This is a genomic window from Haemophilus sp. SZY H8 (genome assembly GCF_018829755.1).
GTDB lineage: Bacteria > Pseudomonadota > Gammaproteobacteria > Enterobacterales > Pasteurellaceae > Haemophilus > Haemophilus haemolyticus_K.
The window spans coordinates 317,838-337,755 of sequence record NZ_JAHKJY010000002.1; the positions used below are offsets into that span (position 1 = coordinate 317,838).

The following is a 19,918-nucleotide window of genomic DNA, read 5'->3' on the forward strand; positions in this document are numbered from 1 at the left end:
ATGCGAAAAATAAAAGATATTGAGAAAGGATTGCTGACTGATTGTCGACAAATTCCATCTCCTCATTTTGATGAACGTCCAGATTTACAAGATATTTCACTTCTTGTGATCCATTACATTAGCTTACCGCCAGAACAATTTGGTGGCGGATATGTGGATGATTTTTTTCAAGGAAAATTAGATCCTAAGATTCATCCTTATTTTGAAGAAATTCATCAAATGCGTGTTTCTGCCCATTGTTTGATTGAACGAGATGGGCGAATCACGCAATATGTTAATTTCAATCAGAGGGCTTGGCATGCTGGATTATCTTGCTTTCAAGGGCGAGAAAAATGTAATGATTTTGCCATTGGAATTGAGTTAGAAGGTAGTAATGAACAACCTTTTACTAATCAGCAGTATTTGGCATTGCAAGAATTAACTAACCTAATCATGGAAAGTTATCCTAAGATTACGAAAGATCGAATTGTTGGGCATTGTGATATTTCGCCAGGACGTAAGATCGATCCCGGCCAATATTTTGATTGGGAACGTTATTTTTCCAACCTAAAATAATTTGTTTAAAAATTAGACATTAAAATTTAGGGACTTCTGTGTATTACAAATATTGTTATGTTTTTAGTCTAAGTGATTGAATTTAAATGGATAAATTTTCTTTTGGAATTATCTTGGAAAGGTTTGTTTGAGTTATACAACATTATGGATTTTCTCAACCACAATTTTATCCACAGAAATATTGAATAACTCAAAGAGCTAGCTAAAAGAGCTTTGGTGAATGGAATCACTTTAAGAATTGTATTTTTTTACCGCACTTTCTTCTATTTTTGTATGTAAAAAGTGCGGTTTATTTTTTCTTTAGATTTTTAGATCGAAAATAACTCAATTTATTTTAAGTTCGATGTGATAAGGATTCTTTCCTGTTTTTACTCAATCAATTCACAACCAGAAATCCGTTATTCACAATGTTATCCACAATCTGTGTATTTTATTGTGTAACCCGCCCTTTGGTTGATAAAAACACCGATTTATGAAACAATCTGCAGACTATTTTTATATGAAAAATTTAAGGTAAAACGATAGTGATCGATTTTGATGGCTACCGTCCAAATGTGGGTATTGTGATTTGTAATCGCAAAGGGCAAGTGCTTTGGGCGAAGCGCTGTGGGCAAAATTCGTGGCAGTTTCCGCAAGGTGGCATTAATGATAATGAAAGTGCCGAGCAAGCGATGTACCGTGAACTGTACGAAGAAGTTGGGCTACAGCCTAAAGATGTGCGCATTTTATATGTATCTAAACATTGGTTGCGTTATAAATTACCAAAACGTTTGTTGCGTTATGACAGCAAACCAATGTGTATAGGGCAAAAACAACGCTGGTTTTTGTTACAACTTGTTGGCGATGAAAAAAATATCAATATGCAAACAACCAAATCACCAGAATTTGATGGATGGCGTTGGGTGAGTTTTTGGTATCCTGTTCGTCAGGTCGTGTCGTTCAAAAAAGAAGTGTATCGCAAAGCAATGAAAGAGTTTTCGGGCGTGTTGTTCTCAGAAAATCCTCCTATTCATACGACTATATATGATACAGAACAAAAGCATTATTCATATAATAAAAAGCGTAATACATCGAAATATTCTAAACGTCCGTTTTATAAAACAAGGAATGATTCATGCTAACTTTTCTCATACTTTGCTTGTTAGTTGGCGCTGTTGTAGGCTTTTTAGCGGGTCTTTTTGGTATTGGTGGTGGATTAGTCATTGTTCCTACGTTAGTCTATCTGCTACCCATTATGGGAGTACCTGAACCGCTTCTCATGTCTACTGCACTAGGTACTTCTTTTGCCACTATTGTTATCACTGGATTTTCATCAGCTCAACGTCACCATAAATTAGGTAATGTTGTCTGGAAAGCAGTGAAGATTCTTGCACCTTCCATCATGCTAACTGTCTTTATTTTCGGTTTTTTTATCGGAAAACTGGATCGTGATATTTCATCAAAATTATTTGCCTGCCTAGTTATCTATCTTGCCATAAAAATGGTGTTATCTATTAAACCTAAATCACACAAGAAAATAAAACCTTTAACTACCTTATCTTCTATTATTGGTGGCATTTTAATTGGTATAGCATCCAGTGCCGCGGGTATCGGTGGAGGCGGCTTTATCGTACCATTTTTAACTTCACGTGGTATTGATATGAAAAAGGCTATTGGTTCTTCGGCATTTTGTGGCATGCTACTCGGCACATCTGGGATGTTTAGTTTTATGCTAGGAGGCTTAGGTAATCCTAGTATGCCTGAATATTCTTTAGGCTATATTTACTTACCTGCTGTTGTAGGTATTACTACGACATCATTTTTCACTTCAAAACTTGGTGCAAATGCCACTGCAAAACTGCCTGTAACTACATTGAAAAAAGGTTTTGCAGTATTACTAATCGCTATTGCTATTAATATGTTTCTAAAATAAGGGAAATTATGAATCAATACCTAACACTTCCACATTTTGATCCAACCATTTTTACTCTTGGTGATAGCAATATCGGCTTACGTTGGTATGGTTTGATGTACCTTTTGGGTTTTATTTTTGCACGTTGGCTTGCGGTTCGCCGTGCTAGTCGCTCAAATAGCGGTTGGACAGTGGATCAAGTTGATACCTTACTTTTCAACGGTTTTATGGGCGTATTTATTGGCGGACGTGTTGGCGATGTGTTTTTTTATAATTTGGATCGTTTCTTACAAGAGCCGCTTTATTTATTCCGTGTTTGGGAAGGTGGAATGTCTTTCCATGGTGGCTTAATAGGCGTCATTGTTGCCATGATTTGGACGTCTTATTCACAAAAACGTAATTTTTGGCAAACAGCTGATTTTGTTGCACCTTTGATTCCGTTTGGTTTAGGTTTAGGTCGAATTGGTAATTTCATTAATCTTGAGCTATGGGGACGCGAAACAGATGTACCTTGGGCAATGATTTTCCCGAATGATCCACTATTACTTCCTCGTCATCCATCACAACTTTATGAAGCCTTTTTAGAAGGCATAGTATTGTTTGCAATTTTGAATATTTTTATTAAAAAACCACGTCCAATGGGCTCTGTTGCAGGCTTATTCTTAATTGGTTATGGCATCTTCCGTTTTATCGTGGAATATGTGCGTGAACCTGAAGTTGAAAATTTCTTTGGGGTCATTACAAGAGGACAAGCACTTTGTTTACCGATGATTATTGGTGGTGCTTTAATTATGGCTTGGGCTTATTCACGCCAAAGTGCAGTAATAAAATAGGAGATTTTTATGAAGCAATATCTTGATCTTTGTCGTCGCATTGTTAATGAAGGTGAATGGGTTGCCAATGAGCGTACAGGTAAGCGTTGTCTCACCGTTATTAATGCAGATTTAGAATATGATGTGGCGAATAATCAATTTCCGTTGATAACCACGCGTAAAAGTTATTGGAAAGCGGCCATTGCTGAATTTTTAGGTTACATTCGTGGATATGACAATGCTGCTGATTTTCGCGCACTTGGTACTAAAACTTGGGACGCCAATGCGAATGAAAATGCCGCATGGCTTGCGAATCCGCACCGTAGAGGTGTTGACGATATGGGGCGCGTATATGGTGTGCAAGGCAGAACGTGGCGTAAACCTAATGGTGAAACCATCGATCAGCTACGCAAGATTGTTAATAATTTGACCAAGGGAATTGATGATAGAGGGGAAATTTTAACTTTCTTTAATCCAGGGGAATTTGATCTAGGATGTCTTCGTCCTTGTATGCACACGCATACTTTTTCTCTTGTGGGCGATACTTTACATCTCACTAGTTATCAACGTTCTTGTGATGTTCCACTTGGATTGAATTTCAATCAAATTCAGGTGTTTACCTTCTTAGCGCTTATGGCTCAGATTACGGGCAAAAAAGCAGGCAAGGCATATCATAAAATTGTGAATGCGCATATTTATGAAGATCAGCTTGAGTTAATGCGTGATGTGCAACTTAAACGCGAGCCTTTCCCGTTGCCAAAATTAGAAATCAATCCAGATATAAAAAGCCTTGAAGATTTAGAAACTTGGGTCACGATGGATGATTTCAAAGTCGTTGGCTATCAATCTCATGAACCGATTAAGTATCCTTTTTCCGTCTAATGGATGCAGCAAAAGTGCGGTCAGAATTTGACGAGAAAATGATGCGCTATGCCCTTGAACTTGCCGATAAAGCAGAAGCGTTAGGTGAGATTCCTGTGGGGGCGGTTTTGGTAGATGGCGCTGGAAATATTATTGGAGAAGGTTGGAATCTCTCCATTATTCAAAGCGACCCTACCGCACATGCTGAAATTATCGCTTTACGTAATGGCGCAAAAAATATTCAAAATTATCGCCTACTGAATACCACACTTTATGTGACATTGGAGCCTTGCACAATGTGTGCTGGGGCAATTTTGCATAGCCGAATTAAACGCCTTGTGTTCGGCGCTTCTGATTATAAAACTGGGGCTGTTGGATCACGTTTCCATTTTTTTGATGACTACAAGATGAATCATACTCTGGAGATTACAACTGGTGTATTGGCAGAAGAGTGTAGTCAGAAATTAAGCGCATTTTTTCAGAAACGCCGTGAACAGAAAAAAGCAGAAAAACAAAAACAGCAATTGCATGTAGCATCTTATGAAGAAAGATAATTATTTTTCGCTACGGACAAGAATCAAAAATCGACAGTCATACTCATTATCTTCATCAGCCTGACGATATTCTTCAAATTCAACAATCCATTCGTTCCAATCAAGTGTGGGAAAAAATGTATCTCCTTCAATTTCAGATTGAATTTGTGTAAGATAAAGTTTATCCGCTTTTGGTAAATATTGTTTAAATAATTCACCACCACCGATTAGCATAATTTCATCGCAATCATTCACAAAATTAACCGCACTTTCAAAACTATTTTTCCAAATCACCCCTTCATGTTCAAACGGTTGACGAGAAAGTACGATATTTATTCGTTTTGGCAAGGGCCTCCCGATACTTTCAAAAGTTTTTCTCCCCATTATTACAGGCTTACCTGTTGTATTACGGCGAAACCATGCCAAATCTGCAGGTAAATGCCAAGGCATCTGATTATCTTTACCAATCACATTATTTAAGGTTGTCGCTACAATTAAACTCAATGTCATAAATTTCCCCTAAAATTTACTTTACTATACCTGATATTAAGTGATTTTTCATTGATTTAGTGATAACGTAAAAATATAAATAAAAAACTTGGAAAAATTTATGACTAAAAAAACAATAGTTGTGAAATTTGGAACAAGTACACTAACACAAGGTACTCCAAAATTAAATTCACCGCATATGATGGAAATTGTTCGTCAAATTGCGCAATTACACCATGATGGATTTCGAATCGTTATCGTTACTTCGGGCGCAATTGCGGCTGGCAGACACTATTTAAATCATCCGAGCTTACCCCCAACAATCGCATCAAAACAATTACTTGCTGCAGTAGGTCAAAGCCAATTAATTCAAGCTTGGGAAAGATTATTTGCTATTTATGATATTCATATTGGACAAATCTTATTAACCCGTGCAGATATTGAAGATCGTGAACGTTTTCTCAATGCTCGCGATACGTTACATGCCCTGTTAGATAATCAAATTATTCCTGTGATAAATGAAAATGATGCTGTTGCAACAGCGGAAATTAAGGTTGGTGACAACGATAATTTATCTGCATTAGTGGCTATTCTTGTTCAAGCTGAACAACTTTATCTACTCACAGACCAGCAAGGATTATTTGATAGTGATCCGCGTAAAAATCCAGATGCAAAATTAATTCCAATCGTAGAACAAATCACCGATCATATTCGTGCCATTGCAGGAGATTCAGGGACAAATCTTGGTACAGGTGGAATGATGACAAAAATTATAGCTGCTGATGTTGCAACGCGTTCAGGTATTGAAACAATTATTGCGCCAGGTAATCAGCCAAATGTAATCGCTGATTTAGCTTATGACTATAATATTGGTACAAAATTTATTGCTCATCAATCTGATCGTTTAGAAAGTCGGAAACAATGGCTTTTTGCAGCCCCTTCTGTTGGCATTATTACAATTGACGATGGTGCAGAACATGCAATGTTAATACAAAACAAATCGCTTCTCCCTGCTGGTATTATTGCAATTGAAGGATGTTTTTCTCGTGGTGAGGTTGTAAAGATTCGTACGCAGTCCAGTAAAGATATTGCGCTTGGTATGCCTCGTTATAATAGTGATGCATTACAACTTATAAAAGGTAAAAAATCGACCGAGATTGAATTTATTCTTGGTTATGAATATGGCTCTGTCGCGATGCACCGTGATGATTTGATTATTTTATAAAATGTTTTAACTAAAAAAACCGCACTTTGCTTATTGACCCAAAGTGCGGTTTTTTTTACATAATTTTTATGTGTATCAATTTGTTAAATCTTCTTTAAATTCTGGTAATGGCTTATGTTCTGTTGCAATGTAGCTATAAACTACTGGTAAGACAAATAAAGTGAAAATTGTCCCAATAGATAATCCTGCTACGATAACAATCCCCATGCTAAAACGAGATACAGCCCCAGCGCCCGTAGCATAAAGTAATGGAATTAATCCAGCTACCATGGCTGCAGTAGTCATAAGGATCGGACGCAAACGTACTTTCGCAGCTGATGTAATTGCTTCAATACGCGTTTTACCATGATTCAACTGCTCTTCTTTTGCCACTTCACACATTAAAATACCATGTTTGGTAATTAAACCGACTAATGTAATTAATCCAACTTGCGAATAGATATTTAATGTCGTTCCGTCAATTTGGAAAAAAGACAATAAGTTTAATGTGAGTAATGCTCCACTTACTGCTAAAGGCACCGAAATCATAATAACCATTGGATCTCGTATTGATTCAAATTGAATCGCAAGAACCAGGAAAATAATGATAACGGCTAAAATAAATGTCACCGCAAGTGCATTCCCCTCTTGAATAAGCTGGCGAGCCTCTGATTTAAAATCATAAGTATATCCTTGCGGTAAGTTATTTTTGAAATAATCCTGCAACCACGCTATCGCATCACCTGTAGATGAACCTGGCATCGCAACTGCACCAATTTCAGCAGAGTTTAATTGACTAAAACGAGCTAATGACATTGGCTGCGTTTCTAGTTTCATACTAACTAAACTACTTAATGGTACAGATTGTCCATTTGATGCTGTTAAATAATAGTTTTTGAAGCTTTCTGGAGATAAACGATCATCACGTTTTACTTGCGAAATCACTTTATAAGCACGTCCATCAACATCCACTCGAGTAATCGTTGCACCTGATAAGAAACTCCCCAACGTGTTACTTATTTGTTGCATCGTAATACCGTAAGTACCAGCTTTCTCTTTATCTACTGAAATTGTCATTTGGGCCGTATCATAGGCTAAATTCAAATTAGTATAAATAAATTTACCTGATGCTTTCATAGCTTTTTCCAAGCTTTCAGCTGTATTTGCTAACGCTTTGTAATCCTGTGCTGTTTTTAACACAATGGCAATTGGAGGGCCTTGCTCTCCTGTATCTATTTCAGGGAAATTAAACGCTGATATCGATACTTCAGGAATCGATTTTGCTTTTGTATTCAGCTCATTCATTACTGCCGCTTGTTTACGATCTCTTTCTTTCCAATCTTTTAAGGTAATAATATTAAGTGAGCCATTAGAACTTGGCGCCCCCGCAATGCTCATACCAAATGAAACTTCAGGTGTATCCATCACGTTCTTCATATATGGCTTCATTGCATTTTGAATATAGTCAACATTAACACTAGATGGGGCATTACCAATTGCCATGAATGCGCCTTTATCTTCTTTTGGCGTCAATTCACTGGACAGTGAATTAAATAAGAAAGGTAGTGTTGCAAAAATTACCACAGCAAATGTAAGCATACATTTACGATTTTGCATGACAATATCAAGCATATAATCGTAAATTTTATTTACTTTACTTAGTGTATGTTCTACGCGTTGTTCCAGTTTCGTTGGCTTGACATTAGCTTTAAGTAACTTACTACTCATCATTGGTGAAAGTGTCAATGCTACAATACCGGATATAAACACAGCTCCAGCAAGCGTTAATGCAAACTCTTTAAACAGCGTTCCTGTAATTCCTCCCATAAGCGCCATCGGAGAATAAACTGCAATTAGCGCAATCGTCATTGAAATAACAGGCACAGCAATCTCACGTGTTCCTATAATTGCCGCTCGAAATGGTGTTTCACCTTCTTTAATATGACGATCCACATTTTCAAGTACAACGATCGCATCATCTACGACTAAACCAATTGCTAGAATAAGGGCTAATAATGTCATTAAGTTAATAGAAAAATTCAAACTTTGTAACATCATTAGCACGCCAATTAATGAAATTGGAATGGTTAAAACTGGAATTAAAATCGCACGAAGTGAACCCATAAACATCAAAATGACGACTAATACAATAACTGTCGCTTCGATAATCGTTTTAATCACTTCATGTATGGAACTATTAATCGCAATCGTACGATCATAGAGAATATCGGCTTCCATACTATCAGGGAGTTGCTGCTTAATCGTTTCAAAGAGCGGTCGAATTTTTTCAGCAACAGTTAATGGATTCGCTGTTGAAGTAGGGTTGATCCCTAACACCACAGAATCAGAACCATTCGCTGTTGCGCGTGAGTTATCATTTTCTTTATTCAATTCTATCGTGGCGATATCTCGTAACCGAACAAGCTCATTACCTTTAGCACTAACAATTAAATTGCCTAAATCCTCAACTGATTTTGTTGTAGTTTCAACTTTATTACGATAAGTGACAAAATATCCATTATCATTACCGGCGGCAGTTTGTACATTATTTGCAGATAACGCTGACATCACTGTAGGCGCAGAAAGATTTTGAGCAGCCATTTTTTCAGGATCAAGCCAGATACGTAACGAATACTCTGCCGCACCAAATACTTGTACCTCGGCAACACCTTCTATTGTAAAGAACTGGGGTTTCACCACACGATTAATATAATCGGTAACTTGGCTAGAATCTAATTTTTTTGAACGGAAACTAATATACATAATCCCCGTACCACCTGAAGAGGAAGCCACTGTTGGATCCTCAATACCCTGTGGCAATTCAGAACGTACCGCATTTACCTTAGCAAGCACATCAGCTAATGCGCCTGCAGGATCGGTATTTAATTTCATTTTCACCGTAATGACAGATGCACTCGGTGAACTTGATGATGACATATAATCAATATTGTCCGCCTGAGCAATAGACTCTTCAAGTTTAGATGTCACAAAAGCTTGAATTAAGTTTGCATCTGCACCTGGATAAGCTGTCGTTACAGTAATTACGGTAGTTGTCATTTTAGGATATTCACGCACGGCCAGTTTTGAAATCGCTTGTAATCCTAAAATAATAATAAGCAAGCTAATTGAAATCGCTAAAACAGGGCGACGAATAAAGATATCGGTAAATTTCATTCGTATTTCCTAAGTTGAATTAAAGATTAGTCTTTTTAGCGGGCTCAGAGCCACCAACAATGTCTTTTTCAATCCATTCTACAAGGCTACCATTGCTAATATTTTGCTGCCCCCCTGTAATAATTTTATCACCTGGTTTTATCTCATTACCTTGTAACTGAGAATAAATACCTTGACGATCTTTCGTAAATACAGTGATTTGTTTAGCTCGATACAAACGATCGAATTTATCATTACCTGATAATTTTTCTTTATCTTTGTCTGATAATGGCACCAATAAATAGGCAATTTCACCATACATATTGTAACTAATTGCGACTTGGGGAACGACAACTTGATTTTTCTCTGTAGGTAAGGCTATGCGTAATCGAGAAAACATACCAGAAAGTAATTGGCGACCATCTTCGGGTTCAAAAGTAGCTTGTACATCAACCAACCCCGTTGATGAATTAATTGCTGGTTCAATAGCCGTGATATGAGCTGAAAATGTTTCGCCTTTACGCGCATCTGTCGTTGCTGTAACACGTTGACCAATATGTAATTTATCTAATTCATTTTGAGAAATAGCAAAATCAACCTTCATTGAACTCGTATCTTCTACACGAACAATTTCTGTACCAATATTGACATATTGCCCTACATTAACTTTAACAATACCTGCTTTTCCATCAAATGGAGCAACAATACTACGGCGCTCAATGGTCGCTTTTAGAGATTCAATATTGGCTAGTTGAGCATCATATGCTGATTTTGCATTATCAACATCTTGACGAGATGCCGCATTACTTTTTAAAAGATTTGCATAACGTTGATAAGTCTGACGAAGTGCTGGAAGTTGAGCTTCTGCAGCTTGTAAACTTGCACGTTCAACAGAACTATCTAGCTCCACTAAACGATCACCTTTTTTCACTGATTGTCCATTTTGAACAAATACATGTGAAACGCTCCCCGCATTTTGTGCACTTAACATTGCCCCTTGATTTGGACGAACAAGACCCGTTGTATTAATTACAGGTGTCCATTCGCTAGGCTTAATCTCTAAGGCGGTTACTGGATTCGTTGACTCAGGCATATTGGCTAGAAATTTTCCAATCATCATGTTGCGAATAAAACTAAAACCAATAACGCCCGCAAAAATTAAGACAAAAACAGCCAAAATCACTTTCATAAAGAAAGTATGTGAACGTTTTGGTCTCTGAGATTGAGTTTGACTCATTTTTAAAGCTTCGTAATAAAAGATAACGACTATTTCTGAATTGCTCGCCAAGAGCGTTCAATGATAGATTCTAAAATGTCCTCAGTAAGTACTACATCAAAAAACTTAAGCTCAGATGCAATAATCACCGCACTTTTTAAACTTAATAAAAAAAGTAAATGATTTGGCAAAATAGCAAGTATGCCAGCCTGCTGCGCTTTTTTACAAAAGAACTCCCAGCGGCTATTAATTGTCATTTTCTTACAAACTTCAATAAAATTTGGTAAAGATTGGTATTGATTCAGATTTGATAAAACTGTTGGATGCTCTTTCAGGAAATAGCAGATATTCCACCACATCCGTCGGTATTGCTCGAAAAAAGAGATTGTTTCATCATAATCCTTTTCAAGCGTCGCCATAAACATCGCAAACACACGATGAGCAAATTGTTCAAGAAGTTCATCTTTATTTTTAAAATAAAGGTAAATGGTACCGGCTGCTATATTCGCTTCTTTTGCAAGCTTATGCATAGAAAGTTGATTTAAACCTTCTTTTGCCATCAAGCGATCCGTAGCTAGAAAAATTTGCTCAGTTAAATCAGCCTTTGCTTGTCGCATAAAATCCTTAGATAAAAATATATTAACACACCAAAAATGAATGAGCATTCATTTTATTGTTTTTTTGTTTTTTAGCAAGTTAAAAAACACAAAAGCACAACGAAAATGGGCAACATTTAAAAGCTAGATTTTTTAATCAACTTTTAAATGTTGCCCATTTTGACCGCACTTTTGATTGGGAGAATAAAAAGCTAAATTGGCTCTAGTCCTAACACTTTACGACCGTTAATACTTGCGATGTTGACCATTTCATCTAAGTGAGGGAAACGGCAGCCCGCAGCTAATAGGCTTAATTCTTGCCATAAGTCGCCTTCACATAGAGGAACCATATAATCACAAATATTATCCGTGCCTAGGGCAACAGTGATACCTTCGGGGATCATTTCATCTGCTGGCGTGAGTGCATTATGGAATGGCATAAGATCTTCTTTTCGATTGCTGTCAATCCATGCCATAGGACAGGCTATCATCATCATTTTAGCTTTACGCATTTTTTCGTACAGTTTGTAGCGATATTCTTTTGAATGTGAGCCAATGGAAATACCGTGGATACCCACAACTCGTCCCTCCATTCCGTGTTCAATGGTTTTGTCGCAAAGTTGCTCAGTTTCTTTTTCACTTGGATTGTTGAATTGGTCGACATGTACATGACACATAATTCCAAGAGATTTGGCCTTATCTAACAAGATATCCATCGCCTCTAGGCCGCGACCATAATCCAATTCATCACGATATGGTAAGCCACCAATCATATCTACCATTTCCGCACCAATATCAAACCATTTACGCGCAGTGGGTTCAATTACCCCTTTTAAAGTTTGATTGGCAAATTTCAAAATAATGTCATATTTATACACTTCGCGAGCTTTGTGTGCGGCAATAATTGCACGATCTTCACAAATTGGGTCTATATCGACAAAGGTGCCAAATGCGGTAACACCTTGGGATATCATTAATTCAATAGATTGGCAAAAACGTGCGTAATAATCATCAACACTGGAAGTGCGTTTTACTTCATCCACTAAATCCCATTTTTGTTGCAAATTACTACTATGATAAATCCCAATTTTCTCTGGCGTCATCGTAAAAGCGCGATCAGCATGTGCATGGGCATTTACCCATCCGCCTTTTTTAATAATTTCATCGCAAATATAGGTTTTAAAACTACAAACATGGCTTTTCATACAAACTCCGTAAAAAAGAAAGGATAAAAAGACGAGAATGTATATTAATTGAAAGGTACTGTAAGTACGGCGAGAAGCATTACGATAATGTTATGAAAAACTCACGGATTTTCATTAATAACATTTTTCAGTCTTAAACTGAGTCACGAGTATAAAGGCTTAAGGGCAAAAAATCTATTCTTTTATGCCCTTATAGACTATTTTTCAAAGAAAAAATTTTGTAATTAGAAGGCTTCTAAGAAGATTCCAAGTGGCGGTCTATCTGACGATTGCTCAATATAATCTTTATCGAATTTTTTGTAATTACCTTTGCGATCAATGTGATATTGTGTTCCATCTGGTTGAATCACCACATTCCAGTGGAAATTAGAGGCAAGCACCCAGTCACCCCCCTTAAGATCAAAGAGATTGCGTCCCTGACTATAATCCATCAACGAGTTTTCTACGCCGAACACCGTTTGCATTAATGCAGAGAAAATATCCGCATGATTACTTAATCCATTTTGTTTGCCTACCGGTAAATCTTTCCAATATACAAGCAATGGCACTTGAACCTCATCGCGCCCAAAGTAGTTTTCTCGCTCTTTTTCATTCATTTCATTAAAGGTTACACCATGCTCTGACGTGATAATGACTAATGTATTTTCAAGCGGTGTACTTTCTAACACTTTTGCTAAAAGAAAATCAATGTCCTGCAAAGTGCGGTCATAGTCTGATAGAGATTTAACCTCCAAGGCTAAATCCAAATAAGCAAACCAAGGTGAGTCTGTTTTTTGTGCTTTAATAAAATCATAGAGATTTTTTACCGCACTTTCATTATTTGGTTTGCTGGTTTTATTCGATGAAAGTTTCATTTCACGAAATAATGCTTGGCGGAATACGCTATCTTTAAAATTCGTAGCAGAAAATAAACCCAGTTGATAATTTTCAGCACGTAATTTTTTGATTAAAACAGATTGGGTATGATTGCTTAAAATGCTATCGGTGTAATTTGCATTTAGCCCGTAAAATAACCCAATTAAGCCTGCGTTATTACTATTACCTGTGCTATAATGATTAGTGAATTCCGTTGAACTTGTTGCAAATTCAGTAAGTTTTGGATTGACCAGCAAATTCCATACAACAGAGGATAAATGCAGATTAAAACGATTGAAAACGGCGGTATCAAATAATAATAAGGTTGTACAAATCGTGGAAAAAATCACCGCACTTAACCTGTAAAATTAACTGATTGATTACATACCAATCACCACGCAATCTGCGACCCCCTTTGCTTTACTCTGAGCTTGCATTGCTGCATCTCGATTGGCGAAATTTCCAATTCGTACTCTATTCCATTCACCATTTACTTGTACTTGTGCATTAAAACCTGTCATTGCCAATCTTCCCTGTAAACTTTCAGCCTGGGCTCGGTTCTTAAAAGCACCACACTGTAAACCAAACTTCTTACTACCATTTTCATTCTCTGTAGTTTTAACCGGCTCAACAGTTTTAATAGATTCCACTTTCTTCGTTGTATCTAATTTAGCCTGTTTAGCTTTTTTTTCGGCTTCAGTGCTAAGAGTGTCAATTTTTACGGTTTCTACTTTTTTGACTTGCTCTGTTTTAACCGGTGATGATTGCTGAACCATCGTACTTTTTGATAAATTATCAACCTTAGTAGATTCTTGAGCTGCTTGTTGTTCAGCTAATTTACGAGCTTCCTCTGCTGCTTTTTGATCTTTCTCCATTTGGATTAAAACTTGACGTTGTTCTTCTGTTAAACGCATATTTTTTTCTACACTAGATGGCTTATCATCAACAGGCACCGTACGCGTTTCTAACGCTTTAATATAACTCCAAACCTCTTCAGGACGATTAGGTAAAATACTTTTAGGCTGCGTTTTTTCTGTTTGAGGAGTAATTTCTTTCACTACTTTTTCCTCTGTTTTATTTTTCAGGAAATAAAGCCCAATAACAAATGCAAAGACAACTGCAATCATCATCCCAATTAAAATATTCTTATTTTTTCCTTTTTTCTTATTTACGCCACGACGCGCAACAAAATCTCGATGAGCCACGATAAATCCCTAAACTTTGAGTAATTTTTTTAATCATTTTATAAAACTCAACGATTTTACTGAAAAATTCACTTTTTTTCTAGGATAAAAATCAGATAAAAAAATACCGCACTTTTACAGAGTACGGTATTTTCCTATACATTGCTGAAAGAATTATTTCTCTTCTTTCTTAAATCCTGATTCGACATCTTTCATATCAGGTAACTTATGTGCAATACCTTTATGACAGTCGATACAAGTTTTACCATTTTCTTCAGCGAACTTATGCATCTTCGCCGCTACTTCTTTTTGTTGAGAACGATCCATACGATCCATTTTATGGCAGTTACGACATTCTTGAGAATCATTCGCCTTCATACGTGCCCACTCATTTTCGGCCATATGTAAACGACGTTCATTGAATTTCTCAATAGTATCCACTTTACCAGTATAAAATGCATAAACTTCTTTTGCTGCAACAATTTTGCGTAATATTTTTGGACCAAACTCATGTGGAACATGACAATCTGGACAGCTCGCGCCTACACCTGTACGTGTTTGAAAATGGGTACTATGCAAATATTCAGGATAAACATCATTTGTATGACAGCTTGAACAGAATTTTTCTGTATTGGTTTCAGCTAGACCATAATTAAAGCCCACCCAAGCCAAAATTCCTGCAATAAATGCAAGTGAAATGATTGTTCCCACTGCAATTCGGCTTGGTGTTCTGAACCAATGCCAAAAAGATTTAATTAAATTTGTTAATTTTTTCATTTTTGCTCACCTTAATGATGTTGGTTCAAATATTTATCTGAAGAATGACCAAATTCTTTGAGCGTTTCCTCAAATTTTTCTTTATATTCAGGCGTTTTAGTCACTTGTGGTAACGGTTGATCTGCTTTTCTATCATAACCTGGTGTAGAGCGATATGTTTGTTCAACAATCGGTTTTGCATCAGTTTGTGGAACATGACATTGTAAACAGAAATAACGACGTGCAGAGACTGTATCGCCTAAATGCCCTTCACGATCATAAAAGTGAGTTTTACTTGGTACAGTAGCGCCAACAAGTTGAGCTACATCAGCATTATGGCATTCTAAACAACGGTTTGTGTTTTTACTCACTTGCATCCCTTTAATACTGTGTGGTACTACAGGTGGTGCAAAAAGCATATCACGAGGTTGGATACCTGTATCTTTTAGGTTATTTTTAAACTCAGGTTGAATTGCTTCATGTGCATTTTCAACACCTGATTTCACCACTTCTACATTAGTATTCGGATAAACTTCAGCATGAAGCATTGCTGAACATCCCAATAACGCCATAATCATGGCCATCATCTTTTTCATTTTTCACTCCATTTGTGAATTCATTTTCACAAAATCGGCATAAGCCGTTAAAAAACACGATAAAGTGCGGTCATATTTCTATTATTTTACTATGACCGCATATGTTTTACGCTTTTACTACTTTAACTGCACATTTTTTATAGTCAGTTTCTTTTGAAATTGGGTCTGCCGCATCTAAAGTTAAGCGGTTAACTTGCTGACCCGCATCAAAGAACATAGTGAAAACTAAACCGCGAGGTGGCTTATTACGTCCACGTGTATCTAAATAAGATACCATCTCACCACGACGAGTAATCAATTTAATTTTATCGCCATGACGCATTCCACGTGCCTCAGCATCTAGCGGATGCATATATACAACATTGTTTGGGAATGAACGGTGAATTTCTGGTACACGACGTGTCATAGTACCTGTATGCCAATGTTCTAAAACACGGCCAGTACATAACCACATATCGTATTCTTTATCTGGTGATTCTGCAGGTGCCTCATAAGGTGCAGCAAAAATAACCGCTCTTTTATCTTTTTGACCATAGAAATCTACTTCACGGTCTTTAGAAGCAAAGAAGTCATAGCCCTTACGATAACGCCAACGTGTTTCAACACCATTTACGACAGGCCAACGTAATCCACGAACTTCTTCACTTTGATACATATCATATGGTGCTAAATCGTGTCCGTGACCACGCCCAAACTCAGCATATTCTTCAAATAAACCTTTTTGTAAATAGAAGCCAAAATGCTCAGCATCATCATTTAAATGATCTGTTGGTTTTTCAAATTTATTCACGTTTCCATTTAAATAAAGCACTTCATATAACGTTTTACCTTTAAATTGCGGATTAGCGTCAAGCAATTCTTTTGGCCAGACTTCATCAGTTTTAAAATATTTAGAAAACTCAAGAACTTGCCATAAATCAGATTTTGCCTCACCGGGTGCTTTTACTTGCTGTTTCCATGCTTGGGTACGACGCTCAGCGTTACCAAAAGCTCCTTCTTTTTCCACCCACATTGCAGTTGGTAAAATTAAGTCAGCCGCTACTGCACTTGCTGTTGGATAAGGATCCGATACAACAATAAAGTTTTGTGGATCTCGCCAAGCTGGCATACGTTCCTGATTACTATTTGGGCCAGACTGCATATGGTTATTACACATTTGCCAGTAAACATTGATTTTGCCATCTTTCATTGCACGGTCAATTTCATTAATTGACAAGCCAACTTGCGTTTGCACCGCACCAGCTGGCAACTTCCAAATACTTTCTGCTTTTGCCACATGTTGTGGGTTTGTAACAAGCATATCCGCAGGTAAACGGTGTGGGAATGTTCCAACTTCACGAGCAGTACCACAAGCAGATGGTTGACCTGTCAAAGAGAATGGGTGATTACCTGGTTTAGAAATCTTGCCTGTTAATAAATGTAAACTATGTAACATTTGGTTTAACCACACACCACGAGTATGTTGGTTAACTCCCATTGTCCAGAATGAAGTAACATTTGTTTTTGGATCAGCATATGCCTGTGCAAGTGCTTCTAATTGATTTTTAGGAACCCCGGTTAGTTTATGGGTATACTCAAGATCATACTCTGATACAAATTTCTTATATTCATCAAAGGTAAAATCAAGCATTTTACCCGCACCTTTCCCCGCATTTTTCGCAGCTTTTTCTAAAGCATGATCGGGTCTAAGTGCATAACCAATATCTGTTGTAGCCTTTTTAAATTTAGTATTTTCTGCAACAAATTTCTCATCTACACCACCATTTTGGATGATATAGTTTGAAATATAGTTAGCAATAGCTAGGTCTGTTTGAGGAATGAATACAATGCCATAATCTGCTAGTTCAAATGAACGATGTTCAAACGTTGAAAGAACAAAAATTTTCAGATCTGGGTGGTTTAATTTGCGATCGGCAATACGTGACCACAAAATTGGGTGCATTTCAGCCATATTAGAGCCCCAAAGCACCATAACATCCGCATTCTCGATGTCATCATAACATCCCATCGGTTCATCAACACCAAAGGTACGAATAAAGCCAGTTGCGGCAGATGCCATACATTGACGCGCATTTGGATCAATATTGTTTGAACGTAAACCAGCTTTATAGAATTTAGATTTTGCGTAGCCTTCAATAACTGTAGTTTGACCAGAGCAGTAATGTGCAACAGAACTTGGACCTTTCTTACGAATTGCTTCTTTGGTTTTATCCGCAAATACAGTAAATGCAGTTTCCCAACTTACTGGCGTAAACTCACCATTTTTATCATATTTACCATCTTTCATTCGAAGCAATGGCTGGGTTAAACGATCCTTACCATACATAATTTTAGATAAGAACAACCCTTTAATACAATTCAATCCACGGTTTACTTCAGCATCTGGATCGGCATAAGTAGCAACAACACGCCCATCCTGTGTACCAACCATTACACTACAACCTGTACCACAGAAACGGCAAGGTGCTTTTTCCCAATGAATATCTTTATTGATATTTTCTTCCGCTGCAACATTTTTGATTGGAATACTAATACCAGCAGCAACTGCTGCCGCTGCAGCAGCATTTGCCTTCATAAAGTCACGACGACTTATGCTCATAGTGTTTCCCCCACTATATTATTAACACTAAAAAATAAAAAAACTAATTATCTTCTACTTGATGATAAACTAACGAAACCGTAATAACACCATCAATATCTCTAGCCAATTCCATACGATTAGCTAATTCTTTCTGACTATTTGCTTGCATTACTGCAACAATTTTACCATTTTCCTCATTGACTGCATGAATTTCAGTATCAGGTAATTTGGAAAGCTCACTTTGAATTATACCAAGTCTTGACACCATACATTGCACAACAATGCCACAAACCTGCCATTTCTCAACTGTATCTGTTTTTATTAAATCGTTAATTTTCATTTTTATTATCGTCAGATGGATAAAACAAAGTTATCGCATCAACAGGACAACGTTGAATGCAAGCGCCACAACCGTTACAAGCATCCACATCTAATACAGGCTTGGCTATTCCACCTGCTTGCCAACGAAATTTAATTGCGTTCTTTGGGCAATTATCTTGACAACTACGACAAGCTATATTTTTTTCCGTTAAACAATCTTTACCAATCTCAATTTTATGGTTCCAAGGTTGCTCAGAACAAGAACGAAAAATAGGTTGTTTACACACATCTACGCATTTACCACAAAAAGTACATTCGCCATTATCAAAACGAACTTCAGGAAAGCCTCCATCGCCTTTCACCAAAATATTGGTTTCACAGACAGAAAGGCAATCGCCACAGCGAGTACATTGCTCCACAAAAATAGAATTTTCGACAGCCCAAGGTGGGCGAATCCCATCAAAGCCTTGTTTTTGCTCAGTTTTCGTATGCAAAGATGTTAAAAATTTACCTCGTAAAAATTGTCTGCGGGGTAAGTTTTCAACGGTCATCGAGCGTGCCTTTTGTGAATAAATAAACAAATGCTTTTTTAAGGCGTAGAATTATGCGACGCAACAGTTACAATATGAACCACCCAAAATGGGTAGATCGTTAAATTATTGAGCTTTATTTGTGATAGATCAAAAAATCTAAAGTGCGGTGAATTTCGCTAATATTTTTAATAAAACAGCACAGCGATTTATGCCATGCTGTTTTTAAATAAAATTACTCTGCTTTTGCTGGGTATTCCCACCAAATATCAAATAATTCGCTTACTTCAATTTGTCGCAAACCATTTGTTTCTAACCATTTTTTCACAGTTTCACGGTGGCTTTCATCACATTTACCAATTTTTTCTAGGCAAACTAAACCTTCCCAATGTAAATACCCGCTACCTTCATAAGCTAGACCATTTGGTTGAATCACTTCGTTAATAAAACGATCAACGATTTCATCTACAGTTTCAATCGCTGTACCTTCTGCAAATTGGAAATTTACAAGAAAACCAAGTTCTTGGAATTCAGCAAGGTGAAGTTTTTTGCGTTGACGTTGATTGTAAGATTTAGACAT

Annotated in this window: 19 protein-coding genes and 2 pseudogenes; 7 read left to right on the forward strand and 14 right to left on the reverse strand. The window is 37.1% G+C overall.

The features are described 5' to 3' along the window. The 6 genes from ampD (at position 1) to tadA (ending at position 4,673) form a co-directional block, all read left to right on the forward strand. Positions 1-555 (forward strand): 1,6-anhydro-N-acetylmuramyl-L-alanine amidase AmpD, encoded by a 555-nt coding sequence (gene ampD, locus KKW16_RS04615; protein ID WP_215767969.1) that lies wholly within the window; start codon positions 1-3, stop codon positions 553-555. 524 nt (positions 556-1,079) lie between these two features. Next, the gene (gene rppH / locus KKW16_RS04620) at positions 1,080-1,676 is read left to right on the forward strand and encodes an RNA pyrophosphohydrolase (RefSeq protein ID WP_215767970.1); all 597 of its coding nucleotides are present in this window, start codon (positions 1,080-1,082) and stop codon (positions 1,674-1,676) included. Continuing rightward, complete coding sequence (locus KKW16_RS04625) at positions 1,670-2,467, forward strand: sulfite exporter TauE/SafE family protein (protein WP_118801048.1); 798 nt, start codon at positions 1,670-1,672, stop codon at positions 2,465-2,467. Before rppH ends, KKW16_RS04625 begins: the two co-directional genes overlap by 7 nt. Positions 2,468-2,475: 8 nt before the next feature. After that, entirely contained in the window at positions 2,476-3,279 is an 804-nt protein-coding gene (gene lgt / locus KKW16_RS04630; protein ID WP_252347866.1) for a prolipoprotein diacylglyceryl transferase, read from the forward strand. Between the two features lie 9 nt (positions 3,280-3,288). Further along, positions 3,289-4,140, forward strand: a complete 852-nt coding sequence (locus tag KKW16_RS04635) for a thymidylate synthase (RefSeq protein WP_215767971.1) — start codon at positions 3,289-3,291, stop codon at positions 4,138-4,140. Next, entirely contained in the window at positions 4,140-4,673 is a 534-nt protein-coding gene (gene tadA, locus KKW16_RS04640; protein ID WP_215767972.1) for a tRNA adenosine(34) deaminase TadA, read from the forward strand. The genes KKW16_RS04635 and tadA overlap by 1 nt, the downstream gene beginning before the upstream one ends. On the opposite strand, the gene folA is transcribed toward tadA, so the two are convergent. After that, positions 4,674-5,162, reverse strand: a complete 489-nt coding sequence (gene folA / locus KKW16_RS04645) for a type 3 dihydrofolate reductase (protein WP_065265383.1) — start codon at positions 5,160-5,162, stop codon at positions 4,674-4,676. Between the two features lie 100 nt (positions 5,163-5,262). Here folA and proB point away from each other — a divergent pair, with 100 nt between their 5' ends. Then, positions 5,263-6,366, forward strand: a complete 1,104-nt coding sequence (gene proB / locus KKW16_RS04650) for a glutamate 5-kinase (RefSeq protein ID WP_215767973.1) — start codon at positions 5,263-5,265, stop codon at positions 6,364-6,366. A 75-nt stretch (positions 6,367-6,441) separates the two neighbouring features. Here proB and acrB read toward each other — a convergent pair whose 3' ends face one another. The 13 genes and pseudogenes from acrB to KKW16_RS04710 all read right to left on the reverse strand — a co-directional run bounded on the left by acrB (position 6,442) and on the right by KKW16_RS04710 (position 19,918). Next, a complete protein-coding gene (gene acrB, locus KKW16_RS04655) occupies positions 6,442-9,519 on the reverse strand; it encodes a multidrug efflux RND transporter permease subunit AcrB (RefSeq protein ID WP_215767974.1) in 3,078 nt (1,025 codons plus the stop codon). Positions 9,520-9,538: 19 nt separating this feature from the next. Continuing rightward, the gene (gene acrA / locus KKW16_RS04660) at positions 9,539-10,735 is read right to left on the reverse strand and encodes a multidrug efflux RND transporter periplasmic adaptor subunit AcrA (protein WP_215767975.1); all 1,197 of its coding nucleotides are present in this window, start codon (positions 10,733-10,735) and stop codon (positions 9,539-9,541) included. Between the two features lie 29 nt (positions 10,736-10,764). Then, entirely contained in the window at positions 10,765-11,331 is a 567-nt protein-coding gene (acrR, locus tag KKW16_RS04665) for an efflux transporter AcrAB transcriptional repressor AcrR (protein ID WP_215767976.1), read from the reverse strand. Positions 11,332-11,522: 191 nt separating this feature from the next. Next, positions 11,523-12,515, reverse strand: a complete 993-nt coding sequence (locus KKW16_RS04670; RefSeq protein WP_215767977.1) for an amidohydrolase family protein — start codon at positions 12,513-12,515, stop codon at positions 11,523-11,525. A 224-nt stretch (positions 12,516-12,739) separates the two neighbouring features. After that, positions 12,740-13,615, reverse strand: a pseudogene (locus KKW16_RS04675) (sulfatase-like hydrolase/transferase); the annotation flags it as partial. 33 nt (positions 13,616-13,648) lie between these two features. Next, positions 13,649-13,720: pseudogene (locus KKW16_RS09090) on the reverse strand (hypothetical protein); the annotation flags it as partial. 30 nt (positions 13,721-13,750) lie between these two features. Further along, a complete protein-coding gene (gene ftsN / locus KKW16_RS04680) occupies positions 13,751-14,575 on the reverse strand; it encodes a cell division protein FtsN (RefSeq protein ID WP_215767978.1) in 825 nt (274 codons plus the stop codon). Between the two features lie 153 nt (positions 14,576-14,728). Beyond that, a complete protein-coding gene (locus tag KKW16_RS04685; protein ID WP_065265390.1) occupies positions 14,729-15,331 on the reverse strand; it encodes a NapC/NirT family cytochrome c in 603 nt (200 codons plus the stop codon). Positions 15,332-15,342: 11 nt separating this feature from the next. Further along, positions 15,343-15,906 carry a nitrate reductase cytochrome c-type subunit gene (locus tag KKW16_RS04690; protein WP_048952793.1) on the reverse strand — a complete coding sequence of 188 codons (564 nt, stop codon included), beginning with the start codon at positions 15,904-15,906 and terminating at the stop codon, positions 15,343-15,345. Positions 15,907-16,012: 106 nt separating this feature from the next. Further along, a complete protein-coding gene (gene napA / locus KKW16_RS04695) occupies positions 16,013-18,505 on the reverse strand; it encodes a nitrate reductase catalytic subunit NapA (protein ID WP_140537686.1) in 2,493 nt (830 codons plus the stop codon). Between the two features lie 43 nt (positions 18,506-18,548). Continuing rightward, positions 18,549-18,827 carry a chaperone NapD gene (locus tag KKW16_RS04700; RefSeq protein ID WP_215767979.1) on the reverse strand — a complete coding sequence of 93 codons (279 nt, stop codon included), beginning with the start codon at positions 18,825-18,827 and terminating at the stop codon, positions 18,549-18,551. Then, positions 18,817-19,359, reverse strand: a complete 543-nt coding sequence (napF, locus tag KKW16_RS04705) for a ferredoxin-type protein NapF (RefSeq protein ID WP_215767980.1) — start codon at positions 19,357-19,359, stop codon at positions 18,817-18,819. The genes KKW16_RS04700 and napF overlap by 11 nt, the downstream gene beginning before the upstream one ends. 214 nt (positions 19,360-19,573) lie before the next feature. Continuing rightward, positions 19,574-19,918: a YggL family protein gene (locus KKW16_RS04710; protein ID WP_215767981.1), complete on the reverse strand. Its 345-nt coding sequence runs from the start codon at positions 19,916-19,918 to the stop codon at positions 19,574-19,576.

What these genes read in the sequence shown, in the direction of transcription:
- ampD (WP_215767969.1), top strand. Translation starts at nt 1, where the DNA reads ATGCGAAAAATAAAAGATATTGAGAAAGGATTGCTGACTGATTGTCGA.
- KKW16_RS04625 (WP_118801048.1), top strand. Translation starts at nt 1,670, where the DNA reads ATGCTAACTTTTCTCATACTTTGCTTGTTAGTTGGCGCTGTTGTAGGC.
- lgt (WP_252347866.1), top strand. Translation starts at nt 2,476, where the DNA reads ATGAATCAATACCTAACACTTCCACATTTTGATCCAACCATTTTTACT.
- KKW16_RS04635 (WP_215767971.1), top strand. Translation starts at nt 3,289, where the DNA reads ATGAAGCAATATCTTGATCTTTGTCGTCGCATTGTTAATGAAGGTGAA.
- tadA (WP_215767972.1), top strand. Translation starts at nt 4,140, where the DNA reads ATGGATGCAGCAAAAGTGCGGTCAGAATTTGACGAGAAAATGATGCGC.
- folA (WP_065265383.1), bottom strand. Translation starts at nt 5,162, where the DNA reads ATGACATTGAGTTTAATTGTAGCGACAACCTTAAATAATGTGATTGGT.
- proB (WP_215767973.1), top strand. Translation starts at nt 5,263, where the DNA reads ATGACTAAAAAAACAATAGTTGTGAAATTTGGAACAAGTACACTAACA.
- acrB (WP_215767974.1), bottom strand. Translation starts at nt 9,519, where the DNA reads ATGAAATTTACCGATATCTTTATTCGTCGCCCTGTTTTAGCGATTTCA.
- acrA (WP_215767975.1), bottom strand. Translation starts at nt 10,735, where the DNA reads ATGAGTCAAACTCAATCTCAGAGACCAAAACGTTCACATACTTTCTTT.
- acrR (WP_215767976.1), bottom strand. Translation starts at nt 11,331, where the DNA reads ATGCGACAAGCAAAGGCTGATTTAACTGAGCAAATTTTTCTAGCTACG.
- KKW16_RS04670 (WP_215767977.1), bottom strand. Translation starts at nt 12,515, where the DNA reads ATGAAAAGCCATGTTTGTAGTTTTAAAACCTATATTTGCGATGAAATT.
- KKW16_RS04685 (WP_065265390.1), bottom strand. Translation starts at nt 15,331, where the DNA reads ATGAAAAAATTAACAAATTTAATTAAATCTTTTTGGCATTGGTTCAGA.
- KKW16_RS04690 (WP_048952793.1), bottom strand. Translation starts at nt 15,906, where the DNA reads ATGAAAAAGATGATGGCCATGATTATGGCGTTATTGGGATGTTCAGCA.
- napA (WP_140537686.1), bottom strand. Translation starts at nt 18,505, where the DNA reads ATGAGCATAAGTCGTCGTGACTTTATGAAGGCAAATGCTGCTGCAGCG.
- KKW16_RS04700 (WP_215767979.1), bottom strand. Translation starts at nt 18,827, where the DNA reads ATGAAAATTAACGATTTAATAAAAACAGATACAGTTGAGAAATGGCAG.
- napF (WP_215767980.1), bottom strand. Translation starts at nt 19,359, where the DNA reads ATGACCGTTGAAAACTTACCCCGCAGACAATTTTTACGAGGTAAATTT.
- KKW16_RS04710 (WP_215767981.1), bottom strand. Translation starts at nt 19,918, where the DNA reads ATGTCTAAATCTTACAATCAACGTCAACGCAAAAAACTTCACCTTGCT.